Here is a 23,136-nt window from a genome sequence, read left to right as displayed (position 1 = left end):
TAGATAAGTTTGTATTTTTGTCACAGCGGAAGTAAATATGAATCAGGACACGACGACAAACCAAGAACCGGTGCTCAGATCAAGCACTTTGCATAAGCACTACCGGATGGGCGGTCAGGATCTGCATATCTTGCGCGGCATCGATATGGAGGTCAGGCAATCTGAGTTTGTCGCGATTTATGGCCGCTCTGGATCAGGAAAAAGCACGCTGTTACATCTGCTCGGCGGGCTGGATCGACCTAATGAAGGCGAGGTTTTCTTCAACGGCGACCCGGTTTTTCGGCTACGCGGCGGAAAACTAGATCGATATCGCAATCAGCATGTGGGGTTTGTCTTTCAACAATATCATTTACTACCAGAACTAAATGCATTTGAAAATGTTTTGATTGGGTCGATGGTAGGGAAAAGCTTGCTGAGTTGGGCTGGAAAAAGACAAGCAGTTAAAGAGCGAGCAAAGATGCTGCTAGAGGAAGTTGGGTTATCAGATCGCATGAAACACCGGCCAAGCAAACTCTCTGGCGGCGAGCGTCAACGAGTTGCGATCGCAAGAGCATTGATCAATGAGCCAGACGTGTTGATGGCGGATGAACCAACAGGAAATTTGGATATTGATACGAGCGGCTCAATCATCGAATTATTCCAATCTCTTCATCAAGGCGGGCAAACATTGATCCTTGTGACGCATGACGAAGGGATCGCAAAAATTGCAGATCGCAGCCTTACGCTGGTTAAAGGTAAACTTGAGTAGCGAATCATTTCGATTTTGGCAATTTCAATCATTGATTTTACAGATCAGATCAAACAATACACGAATATTCGGATAACACCGTTTTTTACAGTGCGTAATATCAGTACGTCTTGACATACTTTGAATGGGTGGTAGTTTTGTTGGGTACATCAACTCGTGTTATGTATGCAGTGACATATGAATGATGCACAGGTGCGTCGATTGCAGGCTTCATGAAAATGACAGTGTGTAATGTCAGGAGGCATGTGCAGCCTGCCGAATGAGCGTGGCTGTCAATCCAGTAAACACACTTGGCAATATCGCGCCTCAAATAGAATTTATTACGGCAGGCTCTTAGCTAACATCTGATTAGAGGAGCGCCTGATGCGGGTATTATTAACAACAACCAGCTACCAAGACACACCTGGTGAGCACCATCATGTCATAGAAAATTCGGGATATGAGATTGTCCGAGCTCGTGGGCCGCTACCCGAAGTTGAAATGATCAAACTCGTCAAAGAATATGGTGGCTTTGATGGATTATTGAATGGCGATGATGAGATTACTGCCAAGTTTATCGATATCGCGTTGGAAGCCCCTACCCCGCTAAAAGTCATCTCGAAGTATGGCATTGGGTTAGATTCAATTGATGTGGCCTATGCAACAAATAAGGGTCTTCCGGTCTTGTTCACACCGGGTGTGAATCATACGACTGTCGCGGAACATGCGATTGGGCTCATTATTGGCTTAGCTAAGCATTTCTGGATCCATATGAATGCTTGCAAGCATGGTGAGTGGAAACGAGTGACAGGTCATGAATTGATGGGCAAAACGGTTGGAATTGTCGGAATGGGAAGAATTGGCAGGGCACTTACCGAACGTGCTCAAGCTTTTAGCATGAATGTGATCGGCTACGATCATCGTTGGGACGATGCATTTGCACGCGAGTATTGTGTCAAGCATGCAAAAACAATCGATGAACTTCTCAAAGAGTCAGATATTGTCAGCTTGCACGTATTCCTTAGCGATGAAACACGTGGATTAATTAATCGTGAATCGATTAAGAAGATGAAAGATGGGGCTTATCTCATCAATACTGCTCGAGGCGGTTTGATTGTTGAAGATGATGTTGCCGAGGCTTGCCGAAGTGGAAAGCTGGGAGGATATGGAACTGATGTGCTAAACGAAGAGCCAATGCGTGCCGAGCATCCATTTACTGGGGTCGATAATATTTTAATGACTCCGCATGTAGGCAGCCGAACTCAGGAGAGCGTTGAACGACAGGCAATGCGCGCAACTAAAAATCTACTGAATTATTTGGCGGGTGTAGAAGATTACATCCAAGCGAATAACTAGGATAAGCCAATAGTTATATCGTAATAGAATGATAAAAAGGGCTATAGGATTTGATAATTGAAAGTGGCATCGCTGAAATGTCGATCAGAGCGATGTCCCGAGAAGCTGCGATATTGTGTTAAATAAACGCGGTTTATCAGAAAGCTTATGATATTGCTGGAGATATTCATGCTCTGGCAGGATCAGGGCTAAGATTCACGAAACAAAACCACTCGGGATCATGAGGGCTTAATGATGTATTTTGCTGAGATCCTGAGGGGTAAGAAAAATGGAGCAAACGCTGAGATGGCAAAGAACCAAAATAATGGGGAGCATCATATTGGCCTGATCGGGCTAGCGGTCATGGGACAAAATCTCGTACTGAATATGGCTGACCACGGCTTTACGGTTTCAGTCTACAACCGTACGACGGAAAAAATGGAAGAATTCATTGAACGATGCCAATCAGGTGAGCCGAGCGCAGATCGTGTTATTGGTTACGCAAAGCTGAAGGATTTCGTTAAGTCACTTGCCAAGCCTAGGAAGATTATATTCTTGGTGAAGGCTGGCAGGCCTGTGGATATGGTTATCGCGGAATTACTGCCATTAATTGATAAGGGTGATATTCTCATTGACGGCGGCAATAGTGAGTGGACGGATACGATTCGTCGCGAAAATGAGCTTGCTGAAAAAGGGATTCACTTTGTAGGTAGCGGCGTATCGGGCGGTGAACTGGGTGCGAGGTTTGGCCCATCATTGATGCCGGGCGGATCGAAAGAAGCATGGAATGCCATTAAGCCGATCTGGCGCGCATGTGCTGCGAAAGTAGATAAAAAGACCGGTGCTGAATTGCAAGGTGCTGAGGCCGGCAAGCCTATTAAAGGCGGTGAAACATGCACCGCTCATATCGGCCCAGATGGTGCGGGACATTATGTAAAAATGGTGCATAACGGGATTGAGTACATTGATATGCAGTTGATTTGCGAAGCATATTCAATCATGCGCCACTTGCTTGCAATGAAGCCTGAAGAGATTGGCGAAGTATTTGAAGAGTGGAACAAAGGCGAACTCTCAAGTTACCTCATTGAAATTACGGCTGATATTCTTAAGCAAAAAGATCCAACGAATAAACGCAAGGCGTTTGTTGATATCGTATTGGATCGTGCGGGGCAAAAAGGAACAGGCAAATGGACTGCTATGAATGCGTTAGATATTGGTGTACCCGCTAATGCAATTGGTGAAGCGGTCTATGCCCGCTGCTTATCCGCTCTTAAAGATGAACGCGTTAAAGCAAGCAAAGTATTAAAAGGGCCTAAAATTAAGCCGATCCAACGCGGCAAGGCCAAGTATGTAGAAATGATCCGCGAAGCTTTGTATTGCTCAAAAATCTGTGCATACGCACAGGGTTTCCAGTTAATGACGGAGGCTCAGAAGGAATACAACTGGAAGCTAAACTTCGGTACGATCGCAAAGATCTGGCGAGGCGGTTGTATCATTCGCGCTCGATTCCTGCAGAAAATTACAGATGCGTATGCGAATGACAAAAAATTGCAGAACCTGATGATGGACCCGTATTTCAAGAAGGCGATACATTCTGGCCAAGAAGATTGGCGAAAAATCATATCGCTCTGTGCAGAGCATGGCATTCCGTCACCTGCATTTGGTTCGGCGTTAGCATACTACGATGGATACCGAAGTGAGGTCTTACCAGCGAATCTGCTACAAGGCATGCGTGATTACTTTGGTGCACATACTTACGAGCGTACAGATAAAAAACGCGGTGAGATGTTCCATATTGATTGGCCAGATCCTAAACGTCCACAATACAAGGCATAATTAACCAATAATTCACGATTATTCAAAAGCTCGCTATTTTGCGGGCTTTTTTTATGCCTATCTATTCGCTAATCAGACTGTCTCGAAATTGTCTTGGCGACTTACCTGTTTCACGTTTGAACGAACGCGAAAAAGCATACACAGATTGAAAGCCTGTTCGAGAAGCAATTTGCGCAACAGACAGATCTGTGGTTGATAGTAGACGCATGGCGTGGTGCATCTTGACTTGACGGATATAGTGGCCAATTGACATGCCATACTGTTTTCTAAATCGCTCACGCAGATGAGAGTTGGACATCGCAAGGCATTCCGCGACATCATCAACTGAAACCGGCTCTTCCATATTGTCCAGTAGATATCTCGCAACGGATTCAAAAAGAGATAGGTGCGGAACCGCAGCAGAACGAACGTCGCCAGACTCACCCGAGAACGGCTTGATTTGACGTTGAACCTGTCGTTGCAATTGCTGGAGAACCAAACCAAAACGCAATCTGATTTCTTGTTCAACTGCAGAAACAGATGCATCTCGAGCTTCATAAATTTCTGTTAGCGTGATCAAGTTTTGACTAATCTGATCATTCAATGTGAGCGGTGTTGAGCGAAGTGACGCGATCTGCTTTTCATCTTTTAATTCAAACGTCATAAATAGCCAGGTCAGATCTTCTTCTTCAAAGTTCGCGAAATGATGAAACTGCCATGGAAAGACCATGAGCGCCTGACTCGGGCCGATGCGATAAAACGTTTGGTCAATAATGACATCTGCGCGTGTTCGAATGGGGATGATCAGGACAAACCGGCCATGTCGATGTGCTGGCCCAAGCATGGGAGCACGGCGTTTAAACATCAAGACCTTATCAGGCACAATCACATCCCCTGAGATGTGCTGCATATACATCTCACGCCAATCTGAAATGGCGCAAACAGCCCCTTCCAACCTTACCCAATCAGCACCATCGGCTAAAGCACGGTTAGGTGGGGGTGGCGGAATGGAAATATCCGTCGTAATTGTTAAATCTTTAGTCATTTTGGCTATGTACTTACCTATTTCGATATTATACCTTATCATACAAGTTGGTAAAGACCCCCTTTTTGCTACCTGTTTGATAGGAAAAGATGATGGCAAATGGCCATGATGTAGTACGTGTAGGACTGATCGGCCCCGGCTTCCGATTGATGGATGTCGTGGAGCGATTGGACAAACAGTGTGACCAGATCAAGATTTCCGGCTTATACGACCCGAATCCTGAATCTATTGAGAAATGCAAAGCCAGATGCGATGCTTCTGAGGCTGTGATCTATGACAGCTTCGAGAGCCTCTGCGAGGCTGATGATATCGATTGGATCATGATTGGCTCATGGAATTGTTTCCACAAGGAGCATGCAATCAAGGCACTCGAGTGCGGCAAGCACGTTTTTTGCGAAAAGCCGCTTGCGACGAATTTTGAAGATTGCCTCGCGATGCAAAAAGCCATGAATGCTGCTCCTGGCCAAATCTTTTCATTCGGCCTAGTTCTGCGATATGCAACGCTTTACAACAAGATCAATGAAATTGTGAAATCCGGCCAAATCGGTGACATCATGAGCTTCGAATTCAATGAGACTCTTGAATTTAATCATGGCGGTTACATCCACCAAGACTGGCGTCGCAAGACAGAATTAGCGGGTACACACCTGCTAGAAAAATGTTGCCACGATGTTGATCTTGTGAACTGGATTATTGGCTCTAAGGCCAAACGTGTAGCCAGCTTTGGTAGCTGCACATTCTTCACCGATGCAAACAAACATCACCAGGATCGTATTGGGCCAAATCCAAAGGATGACCGCCCAGCCTATCAAGGCTGGATCTACAGCCACGAGACGCCTTTCAGGAACGACAAGGACATCGTAGATAGCCAAGTCGGTATTCTTGAGTATGAAAATGGTGTCAATGTTACTTTCCATACAAGCTGCAACGCTGGCATCCCAGAACGCCGCATGTACATTTTGGGTACAGAAGGTGCTGTCAGAGCTGACTTGATCACAGGCAAAATTGAGTTCCGTCGTATCGATTGGGAAGCCCCAACAACGGTTATCGATGCAACAGGCGGTGGCCACGGCGATGGCGACACCATCATGGTCAAAGGCATCATCAACACAATGACCAAGGGTGCAGCACCACAAGCTTCACTTGAAGACGGACTTGTCGCAGCAGCAACATGCTTCGCGATGGATAAAGCTATGGAAACTGGCGAAGTCGTTGAACTTTCCGAATGGTGGGAAAGCGCGGGTTTGAGCAACACTGCCTGCTGCAAAAACTAAAGCGATAACATAGACCCTGCAGTGCACTTTTATAGATGCAAGCCTGATTCCCATAAAAAGGGATCAGGCTTTTTTGATTGTCCATGCCAGGGCTTTGTTCGTGACAGCGACAGCTTCGAGTGTTATCTTTCTATTCTGGAGGCAAGCATCATGAAATACCTTGCAATTTTCACAGTATTATGCCTAAACGTACTCATCGCAAACGTTATTGAAGCTGAAATTTTGATCACCGAGATTATGTACAACCCGGCAAGTCGAGAAAAAGTACCCGCGCGTACAGAATGGCTTGAGCTTTACAACACCGGCGACGAAACGGTCCCAATACGTGGCTGGTATTTAAGTGACGAAGATGGCAAGAGTGAACCATTTACACAACAGATTGAAATTGCACCAAATCATGCAATTGTTTTGATACCAGACGACCAGCAAATTGAAGAATTCAGAAAGGCGTGGCCAGGCGACTTTCTAGTCATGACTGTCAAAAAATGGAATAACGGTGGCCTCAAAGGCCTTGCCAATAATCCCACCGAAACAAATGAAATTCTCACACTACATGACGGTTCTGGACGCATAATAGATCGGGTAAACTACGACGACAATAAACCATGGCCAACCGATACAAAACAGGGGCCGAGTATTTATCTTTTGCCTGACAAACTCTCCACGGCCGAGAATGACCAAGGTAAGAGTTGGAAACAATCAAAGGCCGGCACCGATGGTGCAAGACATAATCAGGTCACAAATGAATACGACAAACAAGATACAGGCTCTCCCGGCTTTATCTCGAAACAAAAGCCGTAAGATCACAGGACTCATCACTGCAATCGCAATATCAACGATAAGTTTAGCACCCAATAGTGCTACAGCTTGGCATGATGAAGGCCACTATTATGCGGCCATGGCTGCGACTCAAAATCTTCCTAATACCTTCCCTATTTTTTTCAAAGACGGTTTCAAAACAATCGCACATTGCTCTATTGATCCAGATGTAATGAAATCACCAAATACAAAGCAACTCACCGATTTTGAAAGCAGTGAGCATTATTTAGATAAAGAGTTAATTGGTGATAACAAGCTACCAAACACGCGCTATGAATTTTACGAGCTCTGTAATGAACTAGAAATTAGTCCCCAAAAAGTTGGTACTGCTCCATATGCTATAACCGAATGGACCCAACGCCTTACCATTGCATTTGCTGAATACAGAAAAGATCCATCCAATCCACACGTAAAAGCTAAATGTTTAATATATGCCGGCAACTTATCTCATTATGCGGCTGATATAAAAATGCCTCTTCACACGACCAAGCACTTCAATGGTTGGATTAAACAAGACGGCAACATAGAACATAAAGGGATCCACGCAAAAGTTGATGCCTTACCCAGTAAAATAACATTTAACGAAATCTTTGATGTTGCTTTGGATGATATAAAGCCTGCTGATAATTTATTTCTATATGTTCTTACTGAACTCGAAGAAAGTCATAGCTATGTTAAACAGACATACGAATTAGCAGATAAATTCCCTGAAGCTCGTGATTTAGACTTATACGATAAAGATGTGATCGCTTTTACGAAAAATCGAGAACGGGCTGCATCTAGATTTGTTGCAAATTTATTCTTAACTGCTTGGGTAAATTCAGAGAAAGAAGTGATCCCGTCATGGCTCGATCGGAACAATTTCGATAATAGCTTTGATCCTAATCAACTACCCGACAAAAAATAGTTTTTTACAAGGTTATTAAAAAAGCCCACATTTAGTGGGCTTTTTTAATATCTACTCAACACAATTTTATGGCAAACGATGCTCTTTATTCTGTTCATTATCAGAAATTTCATTCTGATAGATGTCTTTAAGCACGCGTGCCATATCTATTTGATGGAAATACAAACCTCGCCCAAACTGCTCGCCATTGCTTTCATAGTAATCCATCTGCTTTGGTAACTGATCAAATCGATCAGCTCCCGCTCCCTTGACGAAAAATGGCACGGGAAAATTGCTATGGCTATTAAAGTACCATCGATAACCGGGCATCACCCCTGCCCCATTATCGATAATTGGCTGAAATGGTTTCTTATGCGCATCTGGCCCGCACAACAGATGATCATGATCAGCAGTCACAATTACCAAAGTATTACCCCAGTTATTGCCATCGGTGTTGTGTGTTAGATAATCTGAAACCGCTTTGACAGCCTGATGAAAATCGATGTATTCCTCAATCATTCGACCCGCTTGATTGAGATGCATTGCCTTATCAACAGCGCCACCTTCAACTTGAAGAAAAAATCCATCTTCGCCTTTCCCAACAACATTCAATGCCGCTTTGGTCATATCAACCAACGTCGGCACATTGGTATTTAGTGGATCATCACCAGGGACAGCTTCTCGTGAATTACCGGTTGAAGATCGATTTTGCTGTAATGTTATTCTTGCCTGCGGAATCATTGCAATACGGCGATCTTCATCTAAACCTTGTTCTGCTAATTGAATAATCGATTCTTTGTCCTCAATTAACAGCCAACCATTTGGATGTGTACCTGCCTTTAATGTTTCCCACGTCTCCTTGCCGCCAACGTATTTGTAATCGGTATCCTTTGAAGGAACGACAGATTGCCCGTCATCATTGTATTCAGGATTACCTGTGCCGCCGATTAAATCTAGAACACCCGCATCAAACATTTCATTTGCTACAGCTGCGTACTCTTTCCGATTAATGTTGTGAGCGCCACCTCCAGCAGCTGGCGTAGCATCACTCAAGAAAACTGAAGATATGGTGCCTACTTTTTTGCCAGCTTGCTTTGCTAGTTCCGGCACACTAACGAGATTTTCGCCATTTGGTCCAACATTCAATCTACCGTTTGATGTAAGTACACCAGTCATCATCTGCGACATTGTCGCTGCAGAATCTGGATAGGTGCTTCGATGCCATTTATATCCTTCAAAATAGTACGGGTACCGCCCTGAACTACCTTCCACTGGCGTACCATCCCATGCCTTTGCCGGGTTATAGACACGACTCAAATCCTGCTCATCAGCACCCTTAGGGCCTGAATAGGAGTATGTAGCCATTGCATATTTTTTCCAATCATCTCGGTCATAGATCAATGGCTCGCCGGTCCAGTAGCGAGTTGCATCTAAAGTGCTGTATCCAGAGCCATCGGCAATCATTACGATCACATTCTTAATTCCCGATTGATCAGCAAAAGCGTTCACATATATGAAAAAAGTCGCTAAAAACAATGTAATAATCATCGAAAAACGCTTCATATCAACTCCTCATGAAAATGATCACAAACTATATATAAGTTTAGAGCATGGCTATTGTCATGTAAGCCTTCTTACGTACATAACCTACTGTTTCAGGCATAATTTTGACGGATTCGCCCTCAGAATCCACACATAAACACCATATATCACTTTCGTTAAAAATCATGATATTGTGTGTGTTAAGCCTAAATGCTAGCACAATTGTGTTTTAGAAACATTCATCAAAAAGTAAACGATTGGTTAAAAAACGATGAACGACCTCATAATGCCCTTGGATCTACATAACACAATCGTTACATCTGCATATCTCAAACGAGGTTTTAACCAGGATGAAGCCGATAAAGCTGCGCGATTCTGTGCAATGGCATCATGGCACGGTATTAAAACACACAATGCAATTAAAGCGCTGCATTTAGATGACCTTTTTGGGTCAGGTAATCAAAAAAGCCAAGGCTGTACCCCCCGTGCCGAGATCGAAGAAATACCGAATCGATTTAAAGCTTGCACCGTTTGGAACGCGCATAAAAAACTGGGCCAAGCGGTCGCATTCAATGCTATTGAACAAGCAATGACACTGGCAGATGAGTACGGTGTTGGCATCGTGAGTGTTGACGAAGCATTTCACTACTTATGGGGTGGCGGGTATGTCATGGAAGCAGCTAAGCGCGGCTACATTGCATACACATGCTGCACTGCCGCATTAGCGGAGGTTGTGCCATTTATGGGCAAACATCCAACGCTAGGCACAAATCCACACTCGTGGGCATTTCCAACAATGGATGCACTTGGCTATCCAATCGTCATCGATTGGGCAACTAGTACAGTCGCAATGGGACGTGTTCAGCAATTCAAACGAGAAAACAAGCAATTACCACCAGACGCTGCTGTTGATTCCAAAGGTAATCCAACACAAGATCCCCATAACGCTTCAGCACTACTGCCTTTTGGAAAACACAAAGGCTATGGACTCTCATTGATTAATGAATTAGTCGCAGCATTAATTGGTGGATCGCTACCTACGTTACGATCGCGTCCAGAAAATATTACAACTGGAACAATTGAAAAAACAACGCCTAATTTCTACTTCCAAGTCATCCATCCTGATGCGGTTAGTTCAGGCCTGTTTGCCGACAAACGCAACCAGAGTGAGAATACAAAAGCTGTTATTCTAGATATACTTGGGCATGGAAACGAAAACTGCTTGTTACCTGGACAATTAGAACATCAAGCTGCCTGCGAGAGTGACAAAGCCGGGGGTCTGTTATTTACTGAGGCTGAAATATTGGAATTTGAGCAGATTGCCAAGGATTCTGACATACCTTTCACAATTGACCAATTAGTTGCTCATCAAGTATAAGAGCCAAACACAATATCTTGTGCTAAAATGCAAACATGAATGCAGAATCAGATATTGAGAAAATTTGTCCATTGTGCAGCAAACCAAATAACTGCTACTTACATCAAACCGATGCAGGCGAATGTTGGTGTGTAAGCGCAACGATACCTCAGGATTTATTAGACCAAATACCTGACCAATACATAAACAAATCATGCATTTGCAAAACGTGTATTGACAACTATAACAACACAAAAAAACGCCTTAAATAAGGCGTTTTTATTTTTTTATTTTTCTTCTTTTAATCGCCTAGCCATTCGCTTTTTGGCTTGTTCGATCTTTTCCGAATCATCTGGTGTATACAAACGATAAAAATATATTCTATCTCGATCAACACCACGCTTTAACTTCCCCTTTGCATCTTTTTTCACACCGTAGAAATACTCAACATTATCACCAATCCCATTGGTTGATCCCTGCGAACTACGATATTTAATACCAACAATCTTTCCTTTTTCTTTAACCCAATCGACAAAGATTACCGAATGACCACCTTTAGGCTTACGCCAGTAATTCGAGAAATCTCCAGGCCGAACATCTTTCCAATTCTTAACTTGCTCGCCTATCTTTAAATTAGACATCGCCATTGCCCCCTGACGCTCCGCAGTCTCTTTGATACTGCCATACCATTCCTGCTGAAATCTCTTCACTTGCTTTGGCGAAAATTCATCAAATAAACCGAAATCTTGGGCGACTTCAAAAGCAATCGTGACAGTAAAACCACAGCAGTAAGTGCCCTCTGGCTGCTTTTTAAGTACAACCTCACCTTTATGAATCAAGTCATGTGGCACACCTGTGCTTTTCTTCCAAATATACTTACCGCCATTATCATAACTATACGCAACATCCAAAACATATTGACCACTTGGTTTGAAATAGTCCTTATTAGCTTTCTGAGTCTCACCGGCCCAAAGAGATGTGGCAAAACAAGCGACTAATAGATAGCAAACTATTGAACGTGTATATAAAGATATTTTAGACATCAATGTGCTCCGGCATTATTGAGCAAAATTTATACTCAGATAATAGATATTAATCGTGACGAAGCGCGACAATCGGATCTTGCTGTGAAGCTTTGATAGCAGGATATAAACCAAAAACAACACCCACACTAGTCGCAACGACAAAGCTGACTGCGATCGACCACATGGTCACCTGAGGTTGCTCTAAGTCCGGCCATAACTGATGCAAAACCGTTAATGCGCCAACGCCACCCAAACCCACACCAACTCCAATGACACCACCAATCCCAGATAACACGGTCGTCTCAACCAAAAACTGCATCACGATGTGATGCCTCGTCGCTCCTAATGCACGACGAATTCCAATTTCGCGAGTGCGCTCTGTTACAGAAGCCAACATAATATTCATGATCCCGATACCACCCACCAACAAACTCAATCCAGCAATCAGAATCATCATGATATTAAACATCTGCTGCGTTTTTTCCTTCTGGATCAACAATTCCAGAGGGACGGTCAAAGACGTGTCCTGCTGCTGCTTATGCTCTTTTTCTAAAACACGTTTAACCTGTTCTGAAACGGATACAACCTGATCTTCCTCAGGAGCTTGAATATACAGCTCACTGATTTCAACTTGCGATGCCTGCATTGAGCCTGAACTTCTTTGGAATAATGTATCTCCAAATCGAGCCTTGGCTACAGGCATAGCAATATGAACATCAAAATTTAGATCACGACCAACAAGTGCCGACCCTGCCCCGCCAGCCAAACCAATCCTGTTTAAAACACCAACAACTTCGAACGTTTGGGTATCAACCCTCAACTGACTGCCAATTGGGTCTACAAGCGGGAACAAGCGATCTGCAATTTCAGCCCCAATCACTGCAACCGCAACTTTATTCAATTGCAGCATATCTGCTTCAGTCAGATATCGACCACGCGCAACCTTCAGCGATGCCACATCCATCAGCACTGGCGTTGTCCCAAACACTGCCGCTGGCGTTTTGTATCGACCACGCTGAGCCTGAGCTCCGACTTTCTTAAGTGGCACGATTCGCTCAATCGGCCCAACCGTTTGCTCTATACGCCTTAAATCTCTTCGCAGCAAGCCGTATTTAGGAGCGAATTGCCGGCTGTCACTCGCTTGATTCGAGTCTGGCGGTTTCACGGAACGAACTATGATATTTCGCGCACCAAGCTGTCGAATATCCTCCAATGCCGCCTGTTTGGCCCCCTCACCATACGATGCCATGGATACCACCGCAGCGATGCCAATGATGATCCCAAGGGCAGTTAAAAGCGACCTAAGCTTGTGCAGCATAAGGTTCGACAAACCAAGCCGAATTGTTTCAATTAAAAAATTCACGTTTTAAGCCACCATCTTCCTGCAAGGAAATCGTCACGTCAATCTAAATGACGTACAAAAACGCCTCGAATTTCAAATTTTCGCGCCTTAACAAGACTATTTTTCATCTTCTGGCACATTACATTGAGGTAAACCGCCATCATCGCCCGTCTTTCGCACCTCCGCAACCTCATCCTCACCGATCATGATCCCCTCTACGATATATCCTCCCTGAACAACCTCCTCAACGCGATGAAAACAGCGGTCAGTATGCCTCCGGATCGCAAGCTTAGGGTCCTCTTCGTCATCCCAATCGTTATCATGCGACTTACGACCTTCCATATGATATCCTTATCGTAAACTTGCCACTAAAACTATGCGAGACTCGCTTATGCCAGAAATCAACATCGGCACTGAAATTGAAAACAGCAACTCTTGGATTTATGACGTTGCCGTCAAAGATTCGGACTCAACTTTTCAATACAAAGTGACACTCAATTTTGCCGATTACGAATTATGGTGCGGCGGTACCATACCTCCCTCCAAAGTTGTACATAAAGCGTTTCTTTTTCTGCTGCAGAATGAACCTGCCTCGGCAATCATGAGTAAATTTGATTGTGCAGTTATTCGACGTTACTTCCCACAAGTCGATAAAGAACTTCCGAAAATCAAAATTGACCCATAAATTTTTCGAGCTTGTCTTAATACAATTTTGCGATTGCCGCACCCGCGTAATAGTTGCTTAATATTTGTTGAAACGTATACCCCTTCAATGCCATGCCTTGCGCCCCCCATTGGCTCATCCCCACGCCATGCCCATACCCTCTGCCATTGAAAATCACTTCGTTACCTTTAATCGTAACCGTCAAGAAACTACTTTTTACAATGTCTTTTCGGGCAAGCTTCGGTATCGATCGCCCATCACTGTAATTACATGCATTGCGAAACCATTCGCACGGCAGTAAATACATTTTTCCATTACGATCAACGATACCAAATTCTATTGGCCTCCCCTGCTTACTTTTCTTTGTTACAACAACACGCCGAATTTCCGTCAGCTGAGACGCCTGATGACCTCTACGTTTGGCATACGCAGCAATACGTTTCGACAGCATTTGTCGATTTCTTTTTTGCGGACCCCAGCTATAAACCTTTGCACCAACCTTACCCCAGTCACCGACATTCTTACCCATCAAGGGTTTTATCAATGGTGTTTTTCCCAGCAATGCGACCGATGCATCATTCGTCACACCGCCATGCGATGCCGAATAAAAGGCAGGTACGATTCTTCCCTCCCACGATAAAACCATACCTCGAGTATTCTTGACTGCAGTCAATGGCTTACTTGCCTTCGTTTTCCCAATGTACGCTTGGCTTGCCGTCGATGACTCGAGATCAAACTTACGACCGGTTTTTAATGTCATCTCCCACAAAGCATATGATCTCGCCGCAACAGCCTGCGCTTCAAAAGCCTTCACGTCCCAATCTGGATACAGCTCTCTGGCTAAAACCCCCGGTAAATACTCTTCTAAAGGTACATGATTAATTACATCAAACGCACTTACATTTTTCCCATCTAAAACCAGACGGTGCGGATACTCACGATCACCCAACTTCAAAACACGTTCATTACCAACCTGCATCATTAAAGCTGGTAACGCCCACTTCACCTTCCCGCGTCTCTTGCTTTTGATATAAAACTCTTTGTTAACCCGAGTCACCTCAATCGGTAAATCCCAAGTTTGCTCTGGAACGCGTCCCTTCATCGATTCATCGGGCCCAACTCTGACTTGCCCACGGCCGCCAATCTTCAATGCCTTTGTGTCTTTCTGAATACGAACACGAATCCATGCTTCGCGGCCTGCAAACTTTTCGACTTTCGGGCCCGGTACGCCCGTTCGGGTATCTACTTTCACGCGTCCTAACTGTGCATGCGATACCGCTGTGATCAAGATACATAAAGCAAACAACAATACCCTTAAAAAACGCATGACGCTCTCCATATCCAACACGGTCTTCTAACTATGCATGACACCACACCAGTCAGTATACCACTCGCTGTTCACAACAGATATGTTGATTTCACCAACTACTTTACAAAACTCACTACCGCATCATGTTGGTATTAAAATATCACTATATAGCAATCAGAATTTCGCAGCTTTTTCTGAATTGTTTGCCGCAAAATCACCTGTCAACTCATTGTAATACCAATCACTTGTACCTACTTCTCCAATACCAATCGTCTTCTTACTCGTAAAAGGGTTCACAGGCACCTCTTGCAGATATGGCCCCAACAGGTATCCATCTGTACCAATCTCAGCAGTATCACCACTCTCATTACTCATCTTCAGCATCTGATTATCAAACTGATCAAGCGACGGATAATGACCATTGTGCTGATTTCTGTAAATCTCAAGTTGCTGCCGTATGCGGTACAGACTCATCGCAAGCGAATTCTCTCTCGCCTGCTCGCCCGCTCGACTCAACTGAGGAATGACAATCGATGCCAATATGGCCAATATTACCACCACGATCAATATTTCAACCAACGTGAACCCCCGATGGAGCAGCCTATTCATGCATTCATCCTTATTCTGCCTCTTACTGCTGTCATTTCGCAATCCACAAAAAGTACATCACGAACCCTTTGCACTGAATATGCATTTCAGCTCACACCAATACACCTTTTTTCAGCCGAAAAATGTTCAACTTGGCAAACAATAACGATCGTATCATCTGTATGAGTAATACCATTCCACTTGCAGCTTCAACTACGTTATCATGGATCCCATGAATCCAGAATCCGGCCTCAAATCAACTTGGATCCCGAGAAATCCAAATAAAACCACCCAAATCTCGCCTACCGAATTCGCACAGCAGATTCACCAACACCCACTCATTGCCAACCTCCTCCTAAAGCGTGATATTAATACCCTTGAAGAAGCCGCCAGTTTTCTAAAGCCAACTCTCAAAAACCTGCATGACCCTGCCCTCTTACCCGGCGCCACACAAGCCGCACAACGCATTAGCCAAGCAGTGCTCAACGACCAACCGATCGTCATCTACGGCGACTATGACGTCGACGGTGTCACCGCCTCCACAATCCTCTACCACACCCTGAATCTCGCCAAAGCAACCGTCTCCTGCTACGTCCCCCACCGCATTGACGAAGGCTACGGCCTCAACTCCGAAGCCCTCTCACACATCGCCTCAGGTGACTGGCACCAAGATACAGAAAATAAAATCTTCAACCGCCAACCTGAAGACCCTGCGACCCCGCCTCTCATCATCACCGTCGATTGCGGCATCACCGCCACAGAACAAGCCGACCTTGCCAAACAACTCGGTGTCGACCTCATCATCACCGACCACCACCACTTTGATGCCGAGAATCTCCCGAACGCTCACACACTCGTCCACCCACGCATCCCCTCATCACTCCCCACCCCTTATCCTTTTGGCGACCTCTGCGGGGCTGGTGTCGCATTCAAACTTGCCTGGCAATTCGCACGCATCCACCACAACCTCGATCCTAACTCTGGCAGCCTCCCAGCCCCCTTCCGCAACCTCATGATCGATCTCATCTCTCTAGTCGCACTCGGCACAATCGCCGATGTCGTCCCACTTGTCGGTGAAAACCGTACCCTCACAACCTTCGGCCTCTCACGCATCAAAAACACACCTTTCCCCGGACTCAACGCACTCATTGATGCCGCAAAGCTCCGTGACGAGAAAGTCGACGCATACCACGTCGGATTCGTCCTTGGCCCGCGACTCAACGCCTGCGGCCGCATGGGCCACGCACGCAACGCCGTCTTTCTCCTAACCATCGCCCAAGGTAATCAAGCCAAACACATTGCCGACTTCCTGACGCAGGAAAATCAAAAACGTAAAGAAATTGAACGCGAAATCATCGAACAGGCAAAACAACAAATCGAAGCCGCTGGCGACAATTCGCCCAATCACAGAGCGATTGTGATTGGTGCCGATGATTGGCATAAAGGTGTTGTCGGCATCGTTGCCTCCCGTATTGTCGAAACATATCATCGCCCCACCGTTGTCCTCTCATATCAACCGGACGGTTCTGCATCTGGTTCCGCTCGTTCGATCGCAAACTTCAACATACACGCCGCCTTCACTGCTTGCAGCGAACACCTCACCCAATTTGGCGGCCACGAAGCCGCTGCCGGTTGCACGCTTCCCCAAGACAATGTACCCGCTTTTCGCGAAGCTCTAATCAACCACTGCAATGATTTGCTTACCGAACAGGACCTAAGCCACACCATCAAAATTGATGGTGAAATTCAATGTTCTGAAATCAACTTGCAGCTCTTTCAGATCATCCATTCCCTCTCACCCTTTGGCAACGCAAACCCAAAACCCAAACTCATTCTTCGCAATGTAACACTAGATCGCCCACCCAACCGTATTGGCTCTGAAGGCACGCACCTCTCAATTCACATCAAGCAAAACAACCGCTCGATGCGCGCAGTCGGCTTCGGCCTTGGCGAACTTGCACCCAAACTCGCCGTCGGCATGAACCTCGATATCGTCTTTTCCCCCGCGATCAACAATTGGCAGAATCGCCTTTCCCCCGACATCCACATCCTCGACCTCAAGATACTCTCACCCGCGTTAATCCCCTGAAATATACCGCCCAAACATAACTTTGCGACATTTCCAACGCCCCACTGTCATCCTCGCAATATTCCATTAAAATATGCCCATGAATGAGCCACTCCACCAAGCCGCCACCACACCTCTCCGCTTTATCTGCGCCTTCCTACTCATCGTACTGTTGGCCATCGCGATAACCGCATACAACTACGCCGATTACCAAATCGCTATCACTGCCTGCGTCGTTGCAGCCTACTGCATCTGCCTCTTCACAGAAATTTTTAAACGAGATCTCACCAAGTCAATCACCAACGATCTCCAAAATCCATCTAAAAACTCATACGATCCAAAAATCAAGCGATAGCACACATCCGGTAAATATTTAACGCTCTGTAAATTTAAATATACCGCCGCCATACGTACAGATATACAACTCCCCATCAGCATCTTCACCAAAGCTCGCCGGCGTATGCCCCGTACCAATACGCACATGCTTTTTCACTTCCCCCCGTTTCTCGTCATACTGCAATGCCCAAACGTGACTCGAAACAAAATCTGCAAAGACATACGCTCCATACAAAGACTTGATCTTTTGACCGCGATAAACGTAACCACCCGTAATCGAATACCCCTCATCTCGCCCATACTCCCACACTGGATCAATAAGCCCACGTCCTCTTCCACGTTTAAACGCGTGCTTTCCTTCCTTGATATTCCATCCCATATTCCCACCACGTGGCACAATACTCACCTCTTCATACTTATTCTGCCCAACATCACCAACCCATAACAACCCCGTTTCACGATCAAATGAAAATCGCCACGGATTCCTAATCCCCCACGCCCAAATCTCAGGCCGAACATTCTTCAACCTTACAAATGGATTATCCCTTGGCACCGCATATCCCTTGCTTCCTTCACGTCGATCAACATCTATCCGCAAGATAGAACCTAGCAATGTACCCCGATCCTGCCCATGCCCCTTCGGATCTCCCGCCGCTCCACCATCACCCCACCCAACATACAAATACCCATCCGGCCCAAACGTAATCGTCCCACCATTATGATTCGCATATGGTTGATCAACTTCGATCACCAATACTTCCGATTGTTTATCTATCACCCAATCCAGCCCGACCTTAAACCGTGACACAATACCACGTCGTGGATTCATCGCTGAATAATGCAAAAACACTTCACGCGTTGTCTTAAAATCCGGATGCACCGCCAACCCAAGCAATCCCTGCTCACCATCAGCCCGAATCTGCCCATGCTTTGTATCCCCATCAAACATCCGCACCATCTCCCCCTTCTTCACATATGTTTTATTCGGAAAAACATACACCCCGCCCCCCTGCTCTATCACAATCAGCTTCCCCGACCCGTCCGGCACATGTGTTAGATACACCGGTTTATTAAACCACAACTCAGGAAATGCACTTTCAATAACCACCTCCGCCCGTAACACTGCACCGATCCCCAAGCCCCAGACGCACAACAGCACTCCCATAACACAGACATTCAATTTGGCGTTTCTCATGCCATACATTGTAATCACCAGCCATATTGATCCAAGAAAAAATGCACTCTCATTTTTCATTAGAATCAAAACCAACCCCGTATCGCTCGAGATATACCACATCCAGCACATACACATCCCGCTGCTCATTCACAATCCGAATCATCTGATCATCATCCCAACACACACCCTCAGCCTGCTTCATCATCTCTGCCGGCAATGACATTTTCCAACACACACCTTCACTCAACCATCTATCACTCCCACTCATCGGCCGATCAAACACCCATAATTCTGTTTGCCCCAGCACCACCAATCGATCACCACTCGGCGATACATCTGCACCCGTCACCCAATACCCAACATCACTTCTCTCATCGATTTTTCGAAGCACATTCATCTCACCCACCTTCAGCTCATCCAACATATACAATTTCGTCCCCTGGTTCGCCATCCTCGTCTGCCCCATCCGGTGTTTCGTCAGCACAGCAAACTTCCCATCCAAAAAGAAAATAGCCTCACAATCAAACTCAAAAACCGCTGCAGGATAAGTATCTTGATCCTCATACTTCATCCCATACCACGTCACATCAACACCCCCCGCAACATCATCAAGCACACCACCGACCGCATACACACCTAAATTTTCTCGAGCATTCCCATTGTTCCCCAAATCCGAAACGAACAATCGGCCATCTTCAATCGCAATGTCCTCCCAATCCACATTTCTCGCCCCCGCAACCTTCACCTCTTTCAGCAACTGCCCCTTCTCATCAATCGCATAAACGATCGCATCATTACCACTATCATTCATCACCCACCACTGCTTCTCATCTGGATGAGCACGAACAATTCCGCTCACCTCACTAAGCGCCGGATAGTCCATCCTCCCCATTCGCTTTACACGCACACCATCCGCTTTTTCTTTTTCATGCTCACTGCCAACATCATGACCATGCCCTATAAATCGTGGCTTCTTCAGATCACTAGCTTGCTCACCAACCCCGCACCCCTGCAAACCAACAGCACACACCAAACTCCCCGCCATCACCATACATTTCACCATATCCATCATCTTCTTCATCCGACAATCTTGTTCGTGTTGTTCACAGACGCGACCACAATCCACAAATCATACCGTCCCTCCCTCACCTCACCAACAAAAAAACCGGTAGCCACGCGGCTACCGGTTTCGTCAATTCATCATTACTCAATTACCCCGGTACATCTGCCGGATCGTAATCGCCCTGCTCACTCGCAGGCCCAAGCACCATATCATCCACACTCTTGCCCGCAGGCATCATCGGATAAACATGCTCATGCTTCTCAACCAGCGCTTCAAGCACCGCCGGCCCATCATACTCAATAAACGCCTTCATAACCTTAGGCAAATCCTCCGCCTTCGTCACTCTGAAACCCTTACAGTTCAAAGCATCCGCAAGCTTCACAAAATCCGGGTTATGCATCTCAGTATGCGAGTACCGCTCTTCATAGAACAAGTCCTGCCACTGCTTAACCATTCCTTGGAAATCGTTATTCAAAATAATCGACTTCGCACGGATTCCATATTGAGCTGCCGTCGCCATCTCCATCGCGGTCATGCTGAAACTGCCATCACCGTCAATGTTGATCACCTGACGTGCTTCGCGCCCTTCCTTATCTGCTTCAATCTGCTCAGCTAATGCCGCCCCCACACTCGCTGGCACACCAAAGCCCATCGTACCTAAACCACCCGACGTCACCCATTGACGCGGCGTACGGTACTTGTAGAACTGAGCAGCCCACATCTGATGCTGCCCCACACCCGTCACAACGATTGCCTCGCTGTTCGTTTGCTTCCACATCTCCTCAATAACCTGCTGAGGCTTCAAGTGGTACTCACGTTCATCTGCATCATATTTAAATGGCTGCTCCTTCTTCCACCGATGAATCTCTGCCAACCAATCACCTCGGTCAACATCCTTCAGCTTCGGCAACAGCAATTCCAAATTCTTCTTCGCATCCCCTTCAACACCCACCGTCACCTGCACTGTCTTATTAATATTGTCCGGCGAGATATCAAAGTGAATAATTCCACCACGACCCTCAGCCTCAGCCAAGCGTGCACTCGGTGCAAACTTCTTCACATCACCCGTCACACGGTCATCGAACCGCGCCCCCACCGCGATCACAACATCCGCATCACGCATCGCCCAGTTCGCATAAGCCGCGCCATGCATACCCAGGAAATCAACCGACAAATCGCTGAGTTCATCAAACGCCCCCAAACCCAACAGCGTCGTTGTCACAGGTATATTCGCGTGCTCCGCACACTTGCGAAGAACGTCAACCGCCCCACCTGTAATCACACCCTGCCCCACATACAACAACGGCTTCTTCGCCTTGTTGATCATCTCAGCTACACAATCAATCTGATCGCTCGCTCCCAATTCCGCAACGTGATACCCCGGCAAATACGGCTTCGTATTCACCGCACGCGTTATCTTTGCAGCCGTCACGTCCTTAGGCATATCCACCAACACCGGCCCAGGACGACCCGTCGTCGCAATTTCAAAAGCCGTATTAATCACGCGTGGCAAATCATGCGGATCTTTCACCAAACAATTCCACTTCGTACACGGCCTCGTTATCCCCGTCACGTCCGCCTCTTGAAACGCATCCGTACCAATCGCACCCGTCGCGACTTGACCCGAGAACACCAACAGCGGCGTTCCATCCATCAAAGCGTCCTGCAACGGCGTCACCGTATTCGTCGCGCCCGGCCCACTGGTCACTAGCGCAACACCCGGCTTACCCGTCACCCGAGCATAACCCTGCGCCATATGCCCAGCGCCCTGCTCATGGCGTGACAACACAAATTTAAACTGTTCGGATTCATGAATCGCATCAAACACAGGTAAAATCGCCCCGCCCGGATACCCGAACATCGTTTCAACACCATGCTCACGCATCAACTCATGAAAAACCTCCCCGCCCGTCATACCGATATAACGATCCGTCATCTCATCCTGGCTCGCCGCCAGGTTACGCGTATTCAATGTCTTTGACATCATGACTCTAAACCTTGTTGTTGCTCTATAACTTCCAGCTGTCCCGCAATCTCTAATTGACCGATCGCCGCCGCTGGATATCTATTTTATTCAGTTTCGTACCGTTTTGTTCTTTTTCGGATGGGAGAGCTTGCTTTTTCAGCCTTTTTACAAACTTCTAGTCACTAAGCATACCTAACATGCGAATATCGCATGGTTGACTCAGTATCCATTCATATTTTAGGCCTGAGGTTGCGACAAACACGATTCCTCCCAAAACGAATCGTAATCTAACCTCTTATTCAGACAGGGTATATATGCGGGTCCTCCGCTCAGATAACAAGGACCGTGCGCGAGCCGCCAACCACAATGACTTGTGATGACTCACTCAAAAATGCTTCAAATTGCAAGCTCTGTGCGTTTTGCATGTTCAAAGTATACCGATCAGCCCGTATATCAGTCAACATACCTCCAATCAGCAGCCATAAAACAGCGAAATAACCCCATAACACCTCCTCTGACATGCCCTCAAATTAAGCCTCCAGACATATTGCCCATCACATTTAACTTATTTAACATTTTCGATTAATTACAGCACATTAAACTGCAATAATAGCCTTAAGAACGATTGTTACCTAATCAAAAATGTTAAATCAATCATCATAAATGCCATACCGAATCCTCTCACACGGGATATATTTGAGGCAGCCTGACAGAAAAAGATCAAAAGACATTAATTTTGCATTAGTTACAGCCAATTCGACCTCTACAAAATCTCATCCCTTTCGTACCAACCCATCT

Annotated in this window: 21 protein-coding genes; 11 read left to right on the top strand and 10 right to left on the bottom strand. The window is 46.0% G+C overall.

Annotation, left to right across the window (positions count from 1 at the left end):
• The first annotated feature begins 37 nt into the window (after positions 1-37).
• The 3 genes from KS4_RS03090 to gndA all read left to right on the top strand — a co-directional run bounded on the left by KS4_RS03090 (position 38) and on the right by gndA (position 3,898).
• Positions 38-748: an ABC transporter ATP-binding protein gene (locus KS4_RS03090; protein ID WP_145074477.1), complete on the top strand. Its 711-nt coding sequence runs from the start codon at positions 38-40 to the stop codon at positions 746-748.
• Positions 749-1,111: 363 nt separating this feature from the next.
• The gene (locus KS4_RS03085; RefSeq protein ID WP_200761514.1) at positions 1,112-2,083 is read left to right on the top strand and encodes a phosphoglycerate dehydrogenase; all 972 of its coding nucleotides are present in this window, start codon (positions 1,112-1,114) and stop codon (positions 2,081-2,083) included.
• Positions 2,084-2,368: 285 nt separating this feature from the next.
• Positions 2,369-3,898 carry an NADP-dependent phosphogluconate dehydrogenase gene (gene gndA / locus KS4_RS03080; protein ID WP_145074472.1) on the top strand — a complete coding sequence of 510 codons (1,530 nt, stop codon included), beginning with the start codon at positions 2,369-2,371 and terminating at the stop codon, positions 3,896-3,898.
• A 61-nt stretch (positions 3,899-3,959) separates the two neighbouring features.
• Here gndA and KS4_RS03075 read toward each other — a convergent pair whose 3' ends face one another.
• The gene (locus KS4_RS03075; protein WP_145074469.1) at positions 3,960-5,021 is read right to left on the bottom strand and encodes a helix-turn-helix transcriptional regulator; all 1,062 of its coding nucleotides are present in this window, start codon (positions 5,019-5,021) and stop codon (positions 3,960-3,962) included.
• Here KS4_RS03075 and KS4_RS03070 point away from each other — a divergent pair.
• From KS4_RS03070 to KS4_RS03060, 3 genes are all read left to right on the top strand, one after another.
• Positions 5,015-6,196: a Gfo/Idh/MocA family protein gene (locus KS4_RS03070; RefSeq protein WP_200761513.1), complete on the top strand. Its 1,182-nt coding sequence runs from the start codon at positions 5,015-5,017 to the stop codon at positions 6,194-6,196. The two genes, KS4_RS03075 and KS4_RS03070, sit on opposite strands and share 7 nt — an antisense overlap.
• A gap of 150 nt (positions 6,197-6,346) precedes the next feature.
• Complete coding sequence (locus KS4_RS03065) at positions 6,347-6,997, top strand: lamin tail domain-containing protein (protein ID WP_145074463.1); 651 nt, start codon at positions 6,347-6,349, stop codon at positions 6,995-6,997.
• Entirely contained in the window at positions 6,939-7,922 is a 984-nt protein-coding gene (locus KS4_RS03060) for a phospholipase C/P1 nuclease family protein (RefSeq protein ID WP_145074460.1), read from the top strand. Before KS4_RS03065 ends, KS4_RS03060 begins: the two co-directional genes overlap by 59 nt.
• Positions 7,923-7,988: 66 nt before the next feature.
• Here KS4_RS03060 and KS4_RS03055 read toward each other — a convergent pair whose 3' ends face one another.
• On the bottom strand, positions 7,989-9,464 hold the full coding sequence (locus KS4_RS03055) for an alkaline phosphatase (RefSeq protein ID WP_145074457.1): 1,476 nt from the start codon (positions 9,462-9,464) through the stop codon (positions 7,989-7,991).
• A 250-nt stretch (positions 9,465-9,714) separates the two neighbouring features.
• Between KS4_RS03055 and KS4_RS03050 the strand changes: the two genes are divergently transcribed.
• Positions 9,715-10,821: an Ldh family oxidoreductase gene (locus KS4_RS03050; RefSeq protein ID WP_145074454.1), complete on the top strand. Its 1,107-nt coding sequence runs from the start codon at positions 9,715-9,717 to the stop codon at positions 10,819-10,821.
• Positions 10,822-10,856: 35 nt separating this feature from the next.
• A complete protein-coding gene (locus KS4_RS18095) occupies positions 10,857-11,072 on the top strand; it encodes a cysteine-rich CWC family protein (protein ID WP_145074451.1) in 216 nt (71 codons plus the stop codon).
• A 15-nt stretch (positions 11,073-11,087) separates the two neighbouring features.
• Here the strand turns inward: KS4_RS18095 and KS4_RS03040 are convergent, their stop codons facing one another.
• From KS4_RS03040 to KS4_RS03030, 3 genes are all read right to left on the bottom strand, one after another.
• A complete protein-coding gene (locus KS4_RS03040; RefSeq protein WP_145074448.1) occupies positions 11,088-11,843 on the bottom strand; it encodes a hypothetical protein in 756 nt (251 codons plus the stop codon).
• Positions 11,844-11,892: 49 nt separating this feature from the next.
• Entirely contained in the window at positions 11,893-13,188 is a 1,296-nt protein-coding gene (locus KS4_RS03035; protein ID WP_145074445.1) for an ABC transporter permease, read from the bottom strand.
• A gap of 96 nt (positions 13,189-13,284) precedes the next feature.
• Complete coding sequence (locus KS4_RS03030; protein WP_145074441.1) at positions 13,285-13,509, bottom strand: hypothetical protein; 225 nt, start codon at positions 13,507-13,509, stop codon at positions 13,285-13,287.
• Positions 13,510-13,558: 49 nt separating this feature from the next.
• Here KS4_RS03030 and KS4_RS03025 point away from each other — a divergent pair, with 49 nt between their 5' ends.
• Positions 13,559-13,852: a hypothetical protein gene (locus tag KS4_RS03025; protein WP_145074438.1), complete on the top strand. Its 294-nt coding sequence runs from the start codon at positions 13,559-13,561 to the stop codon at positions 13,850-13,852.
• Positions 13,853-13,868: 16 nt separating this feature from the next.
• Here the strand turns inward: KS4_RS03025 and KS4_RS03020 are convergent, their stop codons facing one another.
• Complete coding sequence (locus tag KS4_RS03020) at positions 13,869-15,158, bottom strand: SpoIID/LytB domain-containing protein (RefSeq protein WP_200761512.1); 1,290 nt, start codon at positions 15,156-15,158, stop codon at positions 13,869-13,871.
• A 156-nt stretch (positions 15,159-15,314) separates the two neighbouring features.
• Positions 15,315-15,749 carry a type II secretion system protein gene (locus KS4_RS03015; protein WP_145074432.1) on the bottom strand — a complete coding sequence of 145 codons (435 nt, stop codon included), beginning with the start codon at positions 15,747-15,749 and terminating at the stop codon, positions 15,315-15,317.
• Positions 15,750-15,960: 211 nt separating this feature from the next.
• Between KS4_RS03015 and recJ the strand changes: the two genes are divergently transcribed.
• Complete coding sequence (gene recJ / locus KS4_RS03010; RefSeq protein WP_200761511.1) at positions 15,961-17,817, top strand: single-stranded-DNA-specific exonuclease RecJ; 1,857 nt, start codon at positions 15,961-15,963, stop codon at positions 17,815-17,817.
• A 79-nt stretch (positions 17,818-17,896) separates the two neighbouring features.
• Positions 17,897-18,151 carry a hypothetical protein gene (locus tag KS4_RS03005; RefSeq protein ID WP_145074426.1) on the top strand — a complete coding sequence of 85 codons (255 nt, stop codon included), beginning with the start codon at positions 17,897-17,899 and terminating at the stop codon, positions 18,149-18,151.
• Between the two features lie 18 nt (positions 18,152-18,169).
• Here the strand turns inward: KS4_RS03005 and KS4_RS03000 are convergent, their stop codons facing one another.
• From KS4_RS03000 to ilvB, 3 genes are all read right to left on the bottom strand, one after another.
• Positions 18,170-19,327, bottom strand: coding sequence for a PQQ-dependent sugar dehydrogenase (locus tag KS4_RS03000; protein ID WP_200761510.1), 1,158 nt, complete (start codon positions 19,325-19,327; stop codon positions 18,170-18,172).
• 49 nt (positions 19,328-19,376) lie between these two features.
• Positions 19,377-20,390, bottom strand: coding sequence for a hypothetical protein (locus KS4_RS02995; protein WP_145074422.1), 1,014 nt, complete (start codon positions 20,388-20,390; stop codon positions 19,377-19,379).
• A gap of 130 nt (positions 20,391-20,520) precedes the next feature.
• Positions 20,521-22,359: a biosynthetic-type acetolactate synthase large subunit gene (gene ilvB, locus KS4_RS02990; protein WP_200761509.1), complete on the bottom strand. Its 1,839-nt coding sequence runs from the start codon at positions 22,357-22,359 to the stop codon at positions 20,521-20,523.
• Positions 22,360-23,136: the final 777 nt, after the last annotated feature.

It is taken from the genome of Poriferisphaera corsica, assembly GCF_007747445.1.
GTDB classification, from domain to species: Bacteria; Planctomycetota; Phycisphaerae; order Phycisphaerales; family Phycisphaeraceae; genus Poriferisphaera; species Poriferisphaera corsica.
The sequence above is the reverse complement of the archived record's forward strand: the minus strand, read 5'-3'. Positions and strand labels throughout refer to the sequence as shown.

Coding starts and splice junctions, on each gene's coding strand:
- KS4_RS03090 (WP_145074477.1), top strand. CDS start 38: ATGAATCAGGACACGACGACAAACCAAGAACCGGTGCTCAGATCAAGC.
- KS4_RS03085 (WP_200761514.1), top strand. CDS start 1,112: ATGCGGGTATTATTAACAACAACCAGCTACCAAGACACACCTGGTGAG.
- gndA (WP_145074472.1), top strand. CDS start 2,369: ATGGCAAAGAACCAAAATAATGGGGAGCATCATATTGGCCTGATCGGG.
- KS4_RS03070 (WP_200761513.1), top strand. CDS start 5,015: ATGGCAAATGGCCATGATGTAGTACGTGTAGGACTGATCGGCCCCGGC.
- KS4_RS03065 (WP_145074463.1), top strand. CDS start 6,347: ATGAAATACCTTGCAATTTTCACAGTATTATGCCTAAACGTACTCATC.
- KS4_RS03060 (WP_145074460.1), top strand. CDS start 6,939: ATGAATACGACAAACAAGATACAGGCTCTCCCGGCTTTATCTCGAAAC.
- KS4_RS03055 (WP_145074457.1), bottom strand. CDS start 9,464: ATGAAGCGTTTTTCGATGATTATTACATTGTTTTTAGCGACTTTTTTC.
- KS4_RS03050 (WP_145074454.1), top strand. CDS start 9,715: ATGAACGACCTCATAATGCCCTTGGATCTACATAACACAATCGTTACA.
- KS4_RS18095 (WP_145074451.1), top strand. CDS start 10,857: ATGAATGCAGAATCAGATATTGAGAAAATTTGTCCATTGTGCAGCAAA.
- KS4_RS03040 (WP_145074448.1), bottom strand. CDS start 11,843: ATGTCTAAAATATCTTTATATACACGTTCAATAGTTTGCTATCTATTA.
- KS4_RS03030 (WP_145074441.1), bottom strand. CDS start 13,509: ATGGAAGGTCGTAAGTCGCATGATAACGATTGGGATGACGAAGAGGAC.
- KS4_RS03025 (WP_145074438.1), top strand. CDS start 13,559: ATGCCAGAAATCAACATCGGCACTGAAATTGAAAACAGCAACTCTTGG.
- KS4_RS03020 (WP_200761512.1), bottom strand. CDS start 15,158: ATGCGTTTTTTAAGGGTATTGTTGTTTGCTTTATGTATCTTGATCACA.
- KS4_RS03015 (WP_145074432.1), bottom strand. CDS start 15,749: ATGAATAGGCTGCTCCATCGGGGGTTCACGTTGGTTGAAATATTGATC.
- recJ (WP_200761511.1), top strand. CDS start 15,961: ATGAATCCAGAATCCGGCCTCAAATCAACTTGGATCCCGAGAAATCCA.
- KS4_RS03005 (WP_145074426.1), top strand. CDS start 17,897: ATGAATGAGCCACTCCACCAAGCCGCCACCACACCTCTCCGCTTTATC.
- KS4_RS03000 (WP_200761510.1), bottom strand. CDS start 19,327: ATGAGAAACGCCAAATTGAATGTCTGTGTTATGGGAGTGCTGTTGTGC.
- KS4_RS02995 (WP_145074422.1), bottom strand. CDS start 20,390: ATGAAGAAGATGATGGATATGGTGAAATGTATGGTGATGGCGGGGAGT.
- ilvB (WP_200761509.1), bottom strand. CDS start 22,359: ATGATGTCAAAGACATTGAATACGCGTAACCTGGCGGCGAGCCAGGAT.